Raw genomic sequence first — 12545 nt, 5'->3', positions numbered from 1 at the left:
ACGGTCCCCGGCAGTTTCCGGACAGGACCTCTCCCGGGGGCATGAAGGCAAGACACTAATTCACGATTCGCCGGAGTGTCACGTTTCCGGGGGCCGACGTTCCGGATCGAACGTCGGCCCCCGGAGGGGGTATCGCCTGCTATTCGGGGACAAACCAGACGGTGGCCAGCGGGGGCAGCGTCATCAGCGCGGAGGCGGGTCGACCCTGCCATTCCACGTCCTCGGCCAGGATCCCGTCCCGGTTGCCCACGTCGGCACCGCCGTACTCGCCGGCGTCGGTGTTGAGCACCTCACGCCAGCGGCCCGGGTGCGGCAGGCCGACCCGGAAGTCCTCGCGAACCACCGGTGAGAAGTTGCACACGCTGACCAGTTGTTCGCCGGCCGCGCCGTGTCGGATGAAGGACAGGACGTTGGACGCCGCGTCGCCGCCGTCGATCCAGGAGAAGCCCTCGGGGCGGGTGTCCTGCGTCCACAGCGCGGGCTTGCCGCGATAGGTCGCGTTGAGGTTGCGGACCAGGCGCTGGATGCCCCGGTGCTCCTCGTGGTCCAGCAACCACCAGTCCAGGCCGCGCGCCTCCGACCACTCGGCGCCGTGGCCGAACTCTGAGCCCATGAACAACAACTGCTTGCCCGGATGGGCCCACATGAAGGCGAGGTAGGCGCGCACGTTCGCCATCTGCTGCCAGCGGTCGCCCGGCATCTTGTCCACCAGCGAGCGTTTGCCGTGCACCACCTCGTCGTGGCTGATCGGCAGGATGTAGTTCTCGCTCCAGGCGTACATCAGCGAGAAGGTGATCTCGTTGTGGTGGTACTGCCGGTGGATCGGCTCCTTCTGGATATACTCCAACGAGTCGTGCATCCAGCCCATGTTCCACTTGAAGCCGAAGCCGAGACCGCCGCTCTCGGTGGTGCGGGTCACCCCGTCCCACGCGGTGGACTCCTCGGCGATGGTCAGCACGCCGGGCACCCGCCGGTACAGCGTCGCGTTCATCTCCTGGAGGAACGCCACCGCGTCCAGGTTCTCCCGGCCGCCGTGCTGGTTCGGTGCCCACTGGCCGTGTTCGCGCGAGTAGTCCAGGTAGAGCATCGAGGCGACCGCGTCCACCCGGAGCCCGTCGATGTGGAACTCCTCGCACCAGTAGACCGCGTTGGCGACCAGGAAGTTGCGCACCTCGTTGCGGCCGTAGTCGAAGACCAGCGTGCCCCAGTCGGGATGTTCGCCCCGGCGCGGATCCGGGTGCTCGTACAGCGGCGTGCCGTCGAACCGAGCCAGTGCCCAGGCATCCTTGGGGAAGTGCGCCGGCACCCAGTCGACCAGGACGCCGATGCCCGCGCGGTGCAGCGCGTCGACGAGTCGGCGGAAGTCGTCGGGACTGCCGAACCGCGACGTGGGCGCGTAGTACGAGGACACCTGGTAGCCCCAGGACGGCCCGTACGGGTGTTCGGCCACCGGCAGCAGCTCCACGTGGGTGAAGCCCATCTCGGTGACGTAGGCGGGCAACTGCTCGGCGAGTTCGAGGTAGCTCAGGCCCGGTCGCCACGAGCCGAGATGGATCTCGTACACGCTCATCGCCGAGGTGTGGTGGGTGGTCTCGGCGCGCTTTTCCAGCCACTCCTTGTCCGTCCACGAGTGGGTCGAGGTGTGGACGACCGACGCGGTGGAGGGCGGCTGCTCGGTCGCGAAGGCCAGCGGGTCGGCCTTTTGCCGGGACACCCCGTCCCGGCCGAGGATCTCGTACTTGTACTTGGTGCCGTCGCCGACGTCGGGGACGAACAGCTCCCACACCCCGGACGAGCCGAGCGAGCGCATCGGGTGTCCCATGCCGTCCCAGTAGTTGAAGTCGCCGACCACCCGCACGCCCTGCGCGTTCGGCGCCCAGACCGCGAACGAGGTGCCGGTGACCGGCCCGTTCGGGGTCTCGTACGAGCGCACGTGCGCGCCGAGCACGTCCCACAGCCGCTCGTGCCGGCCCTCGGAGATCAGGTGTATGTCGAGTTCGCCCAGGGTGGGCAGGAACCGGTACGGGTCGTCCGTGTGCAGTTCGCTGCCCTCGTAGCGGACCTCCAGGCGATAGTCGGGCACCTCCGTGCCCGGCAGTACGCCGGTGAACAGGCCCTCCGCCTCGTGGGTCAGCTCGACCCGGCGCTCGCCGGTGACCACGATCACCTCGCGGGCCCACGGCCGCAACACCCGCACCACCACGCCGTCGACGCCGGGCACGTTCGGGTGCGGGCCGAGCAGTGCGTGCGGATCGTGATGACCGCCGTCCACCAGGCGGCGCACCTCGTCGGCGGCCAACGGAGGCACGAGCGGGATGTCGGTCGGGCGGGATCGGGGGCGCCTGTCCCGACGCGGGGTGGGGCGGCCGGTGACTCCGCCGCCCTCGGGTGACGCGCTGGTGTCCTGACGGGCCGTCACGGATGGACCTCCTGGGACGTTGGTGCTGAACGGGAATCGGCGGATCGTCAGTGCGGCTGCGGCGCACGCTCGGCCAGGCGCCGGATCGCCGACATCGGAACCGGCAGCCACGAGGGTCGGTTGCCCGACTCGTACATGACCTCGTACACGGCCTTGTCGGTCTCGAAGGCCCGCAGCAGCACGGGCTCGGAATGGGGGTCGAACGAGCCCGCCTCGGCGTACCCCGCACAGAAGGCTTCCCGGTTGCGGGTCGCCCATTCCTCCGCACGGCGTACCAGGTGCGGCGCGGGCGCCCCGCGACCCCAGAACCCGCCGCCCCCGGCCAGCAGATGCCGGGCCGCGTAGTCGAACGAGCGCAACATCGCCGCGATGTCGCGCAGCGGCGAGTGCAGCGAGCGCCGTTCGCTCAGCGGCCGGGCCGGTTCGCCCTCGAAGTCGAGCAACACCCACCGGGTGGCGGTGCGCATCACCTGGCCGAGGTGGAAGTCGCCGTGGATGCGTTGCAACGGGACCGGATGCCCGTCCCGGCCCAGCGTCTCCAGGTCCTGGTATGCCTCGCGCAACCGGTCGGTGAACGGCGCCAGTTCCGGCACCGCCTCGGCGGCCGTGTGCAAGCGGCGCTCCATGTCCCGGGCGATCGCGGCCAGCTCCGCGCGCCCCGCCACCGCGGTGGGCAGCGAACGGGCCAGGTCGGCGTGCACCTCGGCGGTGGCGGCGCCGAGCCGGAAGGACTCGCCGGCGAAGTCGCCACCGGTCTCGTGCGCGTGCGGACCGGCGCCGCGCACCTCCTGGCCGGCGTACAGGTCGCGGACCGAGGTCTTGGCGAGTTCCCAGCCGTCGGTGCCGGTGCGCAGGTATTCCTGGAGCATGCCGAGCGTGGTCGGCTCCGCGTCCGCGTCCGGGAACGGCATGTCGAACCAGGCGATCGGCGCGGGGATCCGCCGCGAACCCGCGCCCGCCAGCGCGAGCGAGACCTCCAGGTCGGGATTGACCCCGGGCACCACGCGCCGGAACAGCTTGAGGATCACGTCGTCGCCGAAGATGATCGACGTGTTCGACTGCTCGGCGCCGATCACCAGGCCGACGTGCTCGGGGTCGGGGGCCTGTGCGCCGGGGCGGTGGAAGGCCAACGGGCCCACGGTGTCCGCCGCGACGAACCGTTCCGGCAACCACCGGGTCAGTTCGGCGTCGTGCACCGCGTCGTAGAGGCTGTGGCCGTTGGGCAGCCGGCCGATCAGCGCGTGGGTGAGCCGGGGCGGCAGGGTCTCGCGGACCCCCAGCAGGAGTTGATAGTGCTCGGGTGTGCCGCCGTGCTCGACCCGCAGCAACATGTGGTGCAGCGCGGGATCGCCGGAGACCACTTCGAGACTGTGGACCACGCCGGCCCCACGAAGAGGCCGGCCCTTGCCGGCGAACCATCTCTGCTGCGGCAGCCAGTCGCGCAGCAGAGCGATCACCGCGGAGGCAGTCGGATCGTGGGGTCGGGTGGAATCCGTCACAGCGTCATTTCTCCACGGGTGAGGCGGAACCAATAGAAACCGTGCCCCGCGAGGGTGAGCAGATACGGCAGCTCACCGATCGCCGGGAACGTCACCCCCCCGAGCAGCTCGACCGGTTCGTACGTCTCGAACTGACGCAGATCCAGCTCGGTGGGCTGGGCGAAGCGCGAGAAGTTGTGAACACACAGCACGATGTCGTCCTCGTATTCGCGAAGGAACGCCAGCACGCTGGGATTGGACGAGGTCAGCTCGTTGTACACACCGAGCCCGAAGGCCGGGTTCTGCTTGCGGACCTCGATCATCCGGCGGGTCCAGTGCAGCAGCGAGGAGGCGTTGGACATCTGTGCCTCGACGTTGGTGACCTGGTAGCCGTAGACCGGGTCCATGATGTTCGGCAGGTACAGCCGACCCGGGTCGCACGTGGAGAAGCCCGCGTTGCGATCCGGGGTCCACTGCATCGGCGTGCGCACACCGTCGCGGTCGCCGAGCCAGATGTTGTCCCCCATGCCGATCTCGTCGCCGTAGTACAGGACGGGCGAGCCCGGCAGCGACAGCAGCAGCGCCGTGAACAGCTCGATCTGGTTGCGGTCGTTGTCCAGCAACGGCGCGAGCCGACGGCGGATGCCCACGTTGGCCCGCATCCGCGGGTCCTTCGCGTACTCCTTGTACATGTAGTCGCGTTCTTCGTCCGTGACCATCTCGAGGGTGAGCTCGTCGTGGTTGCGGAGGAAGATGCCCCACTGGCAGTTGTCCGGGATGGACGGCGTGCCGGCCAGGATCTCCGAGACCGGGTAGCGCGACTCGCGGCGCACCGCCATGAAGATGCGCGGCATCACCGGGAAGTGGAACGCCATGTGGCATTCGTCGCCGTCGCCGAAGTAGTCCACCACGTCCTCGGGCCACTGGTTGGCCTCGGCCAGGAGCACGGTGTCCGGATACTTGTCGTCGATCTCCTTGCGCACCCGCTTGAGGAATTCGTGGGTCGCGGGCAGGTTCTCGCAGTTGGTGCCCTCCTGGGCGAACAGGTACGGCACCGCGTCCAGCCGGAATCCGTCGATGCCCAGGTCCAGCCAGAAGCGCAGCCCGGCGAGCATCTCCTCCTGTACGCGCGGGTTCTCGTAGTTGAGATCCGGCTGGTGGCTGAAGAAACGGTGGAAGAAGTACTGCTTGCGCACCGGGTCGTAGGTCCAGTTGGAGGACTCGGTGTCGACGAAGATGATCCGGGCGTCGCCGTACGCCTTGTCGTCGTCGGCCCACATGTAGTAGTCGCCGTAGGGTCCGTCCGGGTTGTTCCGCGACTCCTGGAACCACATGTGTTGATCGCTCGTATGGTTCATCACGAAGTCGATCACCACCCGCATGCCGCGTTTGTGCGCCGAGTCGACGAACTCGACGAAGTCGGCGAGGTCGCCGAACTCGGGCAGCACGGCGGTGTAGTCCGCCACGTCGTAGCCGCCGTCGCGCAGCGGCGAGGCGAAGAACGGCGGCAACCACAGGCAGTCGACGCCGAGCCACTGGAGATAGTCCAGCTTCTGGGTCAGGCCCTTCAGGTCGCCCACCCCGTCCCCGTTGCTGTCCTGGAAGGACCGCACGAGGACTTCGTAGAAGACGGCTCGCTTGAACCACAGGGGATCGCGATCCCGCGACGGGGTGTCGTCGAAGGTGTCGCGGACGGGTTCGTTGACGATCACGGGCTGTTCCTCCGGACCGAGAAGAGATGCGCGGGCTCGTGCGCGGGATCCAGCCGCACGTAGTTGTGCCGACCCCAGCGATAACCGGCTCCGGTGAACTCGTCCTGCACCGCGAAGGTGTCCTGCCAGTCCGCCCCGAGGGCGGGCAGGTCCAGGGCGACGGTCGCCTCGTGCGTGTTGTGCGGATCCAGGTTCACCACGACCAGGACCAGGTCGTCTACGTCACCCACACGGGTGCGCTTGGAGAAGGCCATGACCGCATCGTCGTCCACGTGATGGAAGGTCAGGTTTCGCAGACGTTGCAGGCTCGGGTGGCGTCGGCGCATCCGATTCAACGTGGTGATGTACGGCGCCAGCGAGCGTCCCTCGCGTTCGGCACCGGCCCAGTCGCGCGGGCGCAGCTGGTACTTCTCCGAGTCGTGGTACTCCTCGCTGCCCGCCTTGACGGCCAGGTGCTCGTACAGCTCGTAGCCCGAGTAGACGCCCCACGACGGGGACAGCGTGGCGGCGAGCAGGGCCCGGATCTTGAACGCGGCCGGCCCGCCGTACTGCAGATAGGCGTGCAGGATGTCGGGCGTGTTCACGAAGAAGTTCGGCCGCATGTAGGCGGACGCCTCGCCGGTGGTCAACTCGGTGAGGTATTCCTGAAGTTCGTGCTTGCCGTTGCGCCAGGTGAAGTACGTGTAGGACTGCTGGAAGCCGACCTTGGCCAGCGTGCGCATCATCGCCGGTCGGGTGAACGCCTCGGCCAGGAAGATCACGTCCGGGTCGGTCGCGTTGATCGTGGCGATCACCTGCTCCCAGAACATCACCGGCTTGGTGTGCGGGTTGTCCACCCGGAAGATCCGCACCCCGTGCGCCATCCAGTACCGCAGCACCCGCAGCGTCTCGGCGACCAGGCCCTCGAAGTCGGCGTCGAAGTCGATCGGGTAGATGTCCTGGTACTTCTTCGGCGGATTCTCCGCGAAGGCGATGGTGCCGTCGGCGCGGTGCCGGAACCACTCCGGGTGCTTGCCCACCCACGGGTGGTCGGGGGAGACCTGGAGCGCGAAGTCCAGCGCCACCTCCATCCGCAGTTCGCCGGCCCTGGCCACGAACGCGTCGAAGTCCTCGATCGTGCCCAGGTCGGGGTGGATCGCGTCGTGCCCGCCCTCGGGCGAGCCGATCGCCCACGGCGAGCCGGGATCGTGCTCGCCCGCTTCGAGCGTGTTGTTGGGCCCCTTGCGAAATGCTCGGCCGATCGGGTGGATCGGCGGCAGGTAGACCACGTCGAAGCCCATCGCGGCGATCTGCGGCAGGCGTTCCATCGCGGTACGGAAGGTGCCGCTGCGCGGCGGGCGGTTGCCGGTGGGGTCCACGACCGCGCCCTCGGAGCGCGGGAAGAACTCGTACCAGGACCCGTACAGCGCCCGCTCCCGCTCGACCCGCAGCGGGTAGCGGGCCGAGGTGGTGAGCAATTCGCGCAGCGGATGCCCGGCCAACACCTCCTCCAGTGCGGCCGAGTTCGCCGCCGCCAGCCGCTCGGCGGGGCTGCGCGTCTCGTCCCGGACCGCGTCCACCGCGGCCAGTACGACCGCCCGCAGGCCGTCCTTCTTGGGCACGCCGGCGGCGGCCCGCTCCAGCAACTGCGCGCCCTCCTCCAGCATCAGCTCGACCTCCAGGCCGGCCGGGACCTTGATGCCGGCGGCATGCCGCCACGTGGCGATCGGGTCGCCCCACGCCTCGATCGCGTAGGACCACAGGCCCTCGGTGGTCGGGGTGATGCTCGCGTGCATCCGGTCGGTCCCGGGCGCGCCCGGGAGCATCGGGGTGAACGCGCCCGCCCGGCCGCGCGGATCGCGCAACACCACGTTGGCGGACACCGCGTCGTGGCCCTCGCGAAAGACCGTGGCAGCCACGTGGAACGTCTCGCCCGGGACGGCCCGGGCCGGCCGGGTGCCGCCGTCGACGGCCGGTTCGACGTCGAGGATCGGGATGCGCCCGATGCGTGGTGTCACCGGTTTGGCCGATTTTCCGGCGCGCACCGGCGACTTGGCGGCAGCGGTGGTCGGCGCGGCGGCGCGGTTCGCCGACTCCGCCCGCACCTCGCCCGCCCCGGTCGTGGTCGGGCCGGCCGCCGATGCTCCGGCCGACGCGGGCGCGGGCCCGGCGGCCCGCGGCCTTTTGGCGGTCGTCTTCCGTGCCGCGGCCTCGCCGGCCGCGACCTGCCCCGCCCGGGGTGCGCGGGCGCCCCCGGGGTCCTTCTCAGCCGAACTGGTCATGCCGAACTCCTGTACCCACGGACGGGCATCCCGTGCGCGTCGCGCGCGATGCACCCGTACGGAAACCCACTCGATACCCCGATTGCCGGACCCGGGAGTGGCGGAAAACCGACCCGGCGGCGACCGGTGGGATCGCTCGGGTCCACCTCTCACCGCTGCGCGGCGGCCATTGCTCGTGACGCGACCACCAGGCGGGGACCGGGTGGGGCCCGGCCCGCGACCGTGGACGGTGGATGTCTGGTGTGTCCGCGGTACGGCGGGACGGAAGGACCCGGCTGTTCAACGATCATCGAGTCGCTCGGGGCACGGTCCATATGGTGTAAAAACGCCCCCAGACCCATCCGCAAGATCTTGCCGGCTTTGCAAGCGCACTGCATCCACTGTCGCAAGTTCTGCCGCCTTCCGGCTAGGGTCGCAGCGTGAGAGCAATCCGCAGATTCACCGTGCGTACGGTTCTGCCCGCTCCGCTGGAGCCACTGGGTGAACTGGCGATGAACCTCCGCTGGTCCTGGCACGCGGAGACCCGCGACCTGTTCGAGTCGATCGATCCGGACACCTGGGCCTCGGTCGGCCGAGACCCCGTCCGCCTGCTCGGCACCGTGCCGAACGACAAACTCGGCGCCCTCGCCGACGACCGCCGCTTCCTCGCCCGATTGCGGGTGGCGGCCGAAGACCTGCACGAATACCTGACCGGACCTCGTTGGTACCAAACCCTGTCGGAGCCGGGCACAAGTCCGGATTCGCCGCCGGCGGCGATCGCGTACTTCTCGCCGGAGTACGGCATCACCGCGGCACTTCCGCAATACAGCGGCGGTTTGGGCATCCTCGCGGGCGACCATCTCAAGGCCGCCAGCGACCTGGGTGTGCCGATCGTCGGAGTCGGCCTGATGTACCGCCACGGGTACTTCCGGCAGTCGTTGTCCCGAGACGGCTGGCAACAGGAGCGCTACCCCCTGCTGGACCCCAACGAGTTGCCATTGACCCTCCTTCGGGGCGCCGACGGTGCACCCGCACGGGTGGTCATCGGACTCCCGACGGGTGAGTTGCACGCGCGGATCTGGAAGGCCCAGGTCGGCCGGGTGCCACTGCTGCTGCTGGACTCGGACATCGAGGAGAACGAGCCCGCCGAACGCGAGGTGACCGACCGGTTGTACGGCGGCACGAGCGAACACCGCTTGCATCAGGAGATGCTCCTGGGCATCGGCGGGGTGCGGGCTTTGCGGGCTTTTTGCGAGATCACCGGTCATCCGGCACCCGAGGTGTTCCACACCAACGAGGGCCACGCCGGGTTCCTGGGCATCGAGCGCATCCGCGAGTTCACCCAGAGCGAGGGGCTGGACTTCGACGCGGCCCTGGAAGCCGCCCGGGCGGGCACGGTGTTCACCACGCACACGCCCGTCCCCGCCGGCATCGACCGGTTCGGGCGCGACCAGATCCAGCGGCATTTCGGCGGCGACCTCGCTTGTCCGGGGGTTCCGGTGGACCGGGTCCTCGCGCTGGGTGCGGAGACCTACCCGGACGGCGATCCGGGCGTGTTCAACATGGCCGTGATGGGCCTGCGGCTCGCCCAACGGGCCAATGGCGTGAGCAAGTTGCACGGACGGGTCAGCCGGGGCATGTTCGACGGCCTGTGGCCGGGCTTCGACACCACCGAGGTACCGATTACCTCGATCACGAACGGCGTACACGCGCCCACGTGGGTGGATGCCGACGTGCTCGACCTGGCCGGCCGCGAAGCGGGCGTCGAACTCGCCGAGGATCCCTCGGCCTGGGCGGCGATCGAGCGGCTGCCCGCGGGCTCGGTGTGGGAGCTGCGCCGGGCGCTGCGCGCGAAGCTGGTCACCGAGGCCCGGCTGCGGCTGCGCGCGTCCTGGAAGCAACGTGGTGCGGGCGACGCGGAATTGGGCTGGATCGAGAACGTGCTCGATCCGGACGTGCTGACCATCGGGTTCGCCCGACGGGTTCCGTCCTACAAGCGGCTCACCCTGATGCTGCGGGATCCGGCCAGACTGCGCGGGATGTTGCTGCACCCGGAGCGGCCGGTGCAGATCGTGATCGCGGGCAAGGCGCACCCGGCCGACGAGGGCGGCAAGCGGCTGATCCAGGAGCTGGTGCGGTTCGCCGACCGCGAGGACGTACGACACCGGATCGTGTTCCTGCCGGACTACGACATCGCGATGGCCCAGCACCTGTACCCCGGGTGCGACGTGTGGCTGAACAACCCGCTGCGTCCGCTGGAGGCGTGCGGCACCTCCGGGATGAAGGCCGCGCTGAACGGCTGCCTGAACCTGTCCATCCTGGACGGGTGGTGGGACGAGTGGTACGACGGCTCGAACGGGTGGGCGATTCCGACCGCCGACGGGATCACCGACGTCGACCGCCGGGACGACCTGGAGGCGGCGGCGCTGTACGACCTGATCGAGAACTCGGTCGCGGCCCGGTTCTACGACCGGGGGCCCGAGGGCCTGCCGACCCGATGGCTGGAAATGGTCCGGCACACGCTGGCCACGCTCGGCCCGAAGGTGCTCGCGGATCGCATGGTCAAGGACTACGTCGACGTGCTGTACGCACCGGCGGCGCTGTCCGGCCGGGCGATCACCGGGTCGGCCGCGCGGGAGTTGGCCGAGTGGAAGGCGCACGTGCGGCGGTCCTGGGCCGGCGTGCGGGTCGATCACGTGGAGTCGGGCGGGATAGGGGACGCGCCCGAGGTCGGCAACACGCTGAACCTGCGGGTCTTCGTCTCGCTGGGCGAACTCGCGCCCGCCGACGTCGAGGTCCAGGTCGTGCACGGTCGGGTCGACGACGCGGACCGGATCATCGAGGGCACGGTGGCCCCGCTCAAGGCGGGCCACCGGGACGAGCACGGTCGCCGGTTCTACGAGGGCACTCTCGCCCTGGACCGGACCGGTCCGTTCGGCTACACCGTCCGGGTGATGCCGACCCACCCGCTGCTCGCGGGCCCGGCCGAACTGGGCCTGATCGCGGCCCCTCCGGAGAGCGAGGGCTTCGCGGAGGGCATGCCGCTGCGCTGACGCGGTGACCGGATCGCCCGCGGGCCCCACCGTCCTTCCAGGCGGTGGGGCCCGCGGCGTCCCACCGGCGGGCCGGCCGAACGAGTCGCCGCCGCATGTGCGTCGGGACCTCGTGATCCACCCCTCGAGCCGCCTCGCGGACGGCCGACCCCCGGGTACGGTTCCGCGCCGGGGTGGGTGATCCACCTCATACCGCCGGGTCGTAACGGCGAGGGTGGGAAATGTCGTCATCTCCTCTGGTAGCGCAGCGACTTAGGGAGATCCATGCCGACGACGGCAGCAGGGGCGACATCCGGTCCGGACGCACGGAGACCTCGCTCGCGACGACGGATACGCGGGGCCCTGCCGGCGCTCGCCGTGTGCGTCGCGCTCCTGGGAGCGGGAGCGTGCAGCGGGAGTGACGAGAAGAAGACCGGGAAGGACGACAAGGTCGAGCCGATCGCCGGGACCAAGTCACCCGGCGGCGACGGTGCGCCCAAGACCTCCCAGGCGGTGGTCACCATCACCCCCAAGGACGGCGCGACCGGGGTGGCCACCGACGGCGTGTTGAAGGTGAGCGCGAGCGCCGGGAAGCTGACCCGGGTCACCGTGACCGGCTCCGAGGGCGGCAAGCCGGTCGAGGGCACGATCGCGCCGGACGGGGCCAGTTGGGTGCCTTCGTCGGCGCTGCAGACCGGCACCAAGTACGCGGTGTCCGCGACCGCGACCGACGCCGCCGGCCTGGTCTCGGCGCTGCAGTCCTCGTTCACCACGTTGACCCCGGCGAACACCAACTACGGCGTGTTCAACATCGAAGCGAACGAAACGTACGGCGTCGGCATGATCGTGTCGCTGGAGTTCACCAAGCCGGTCAGGGACAAGGCGGTGGTGAACCAGGCGGTCACCGTCACCTCGGAGCCCGCGGTCGACGTCAAGGGTCACTGGTTCGGCAACCAGCGGCTGGACTTTCGCCCGGAGAAGTACTGGACGCCCGGCACCAAGGTGACCCTGCACCTGGACCTGGACGGCAAGCAGACCTCCCCGGGTGTCTACGGCAAGCAGAAGAAGGACGTCACCTTCACCGTCGGCCGCGCGCAGACCAGCGTCGCCGACAACACCGCGCACACGCTGACCGTCACCCGCGACGGCGCGGTGCTCAAGAAGCTGCCGGCCAGCCTGGGCGACCCGGAGAACACCACGTACAACGGCAAGATGACCATCATGTCCAAAGAGCCCACGGTGCACATGAACTCCCAGTCGGTGGGCCTGGCCAAGGGCGTGTACGACATCCCGGACGTTCCGCACGGCATGCGGCTCAGCGTCACCGGCACCTACGTGCACGGCAACTACTGGCGCGACCCGCCGCCGTTCGGCAAGGAGAACACCAGCCACGGCTGCGTGAGCCTGCAGGACGTCAAGGGCGGCGGCGACCCGAACATGGCCGCCGCGTGGTTCTACAAGGAATCGCTGATCGGCGACGTGGTCGAGGTGATCCACTCGCCCGACAAGGTGATCGCCCCGGACAACGGCTGGAGCGGCTGGTCGATGGACTGGGCCGGCTGGACGGCGGCGAGCTGAGCGATCCGACCGTTCGACCGCGCCGAATATTCGCATGGCGCGTACGCCCGAAGGGGGCGGTGCCGGGTCACCGGCGCCGCCCCCTT

6 protein-coding genes are annotated in these 12545 nt (G+C 69.6%); 2 read left to right on the top strand and 4 right to left on the bottom strand.

All coding sequences use genetic code 11. The annotated features are described in order from the left end of the window. Positions 1–139 precede the first annotated feature (139 nt). From glgB to ACZOOI_RS08575, 4 genes are read right to left on the bottom strand one after another with little or no spacing between them, the layout of a single operon-like run. Entirely contained in the window at positions 140–2419 is a 2280-nt protein-coding gene (gene glgB, locus ACZOOI_RS08590) for a 1,4-alpha-glucan branching protein GlgB (RefSeq protein WP_465280159.1), read from the bottom strand. A 47-nt stretch (positions 2420–2466) separates the two neighbouring features. Further along, entirely contained in the window at positions 2467–3918 is a 1452-nt protein-coding gene (locus tag ACZOOI_RS08585) for a maltokinase N-terminal cap-like domain-containing protein (protein ID WP_465280158.1), read from the bottom strand. Then, positions 3915–5609 carry a maltose alpha-D-glucosyltransferase gene (gene treS, locus ACZOOI_RS08580; protein ID WP_355532028.1) on the bottom strand — a complete coding sequence of 565 codons (1695 nt, stop codon included), beginning with the start codon at positions 5607–5609 and terminating at the stop codon, positions 3915–3917. The genes ACZOOI_RS08585 and treS overlap by 4 nt, the downstream gene beginning before the upstream one ends. Continuing rightward, a complete protein-coding gene (locus ACZOOI_RS08575; protein WP_465280157.1) occupies positions 5606–7870 on the bottom strand; it encodes an alpha-1,4-glucan--maltose-1-phosphate maltosyltransferase in 2265 nt (754 codons plus the stop codon). The genes treS and ACZOOI_RS08575 overlap by 4 nt, the downstream gene beginning before the upstream one ends. Before the next feature lie 419 nt (positions 7871–8289). Between ACZOOI_RS08575 and glgP the strand changes: the two genes are divergently transcribed. Beyond that, positions 8290–10902, top strand: coding sequence for an alpha-glucan family phosphorylase (gene glgP, locus ACZOOI_RS08570; RefSeq protein ID WP_465280156.1), 2613 nt, complete (start codon positions 8290–8292; stop codon positions 10900–10902). 357 nt (positions 10903–11259) lie between these two features. After that, a complete protein-coding gene (locus tag ACZOOI_RS08565) occupies positions 11260–12459 on the top strand; it encodes a L,D-transpeptidase (protein ID WP_465280155.1) in 1200 nt (399 codons plus the stop codon). The last annotated feature ends 86 nt before the right edge of the window (positions 12460–12545 follow it).

This window comes from Embleya sp. L77 (assembly GCF_055557415.1).
The sequence above is the reverse complement of the archived record's forward strand: the minus strand, read 5'-3'. Positions and strand labels throughout refer to the sequence as shown.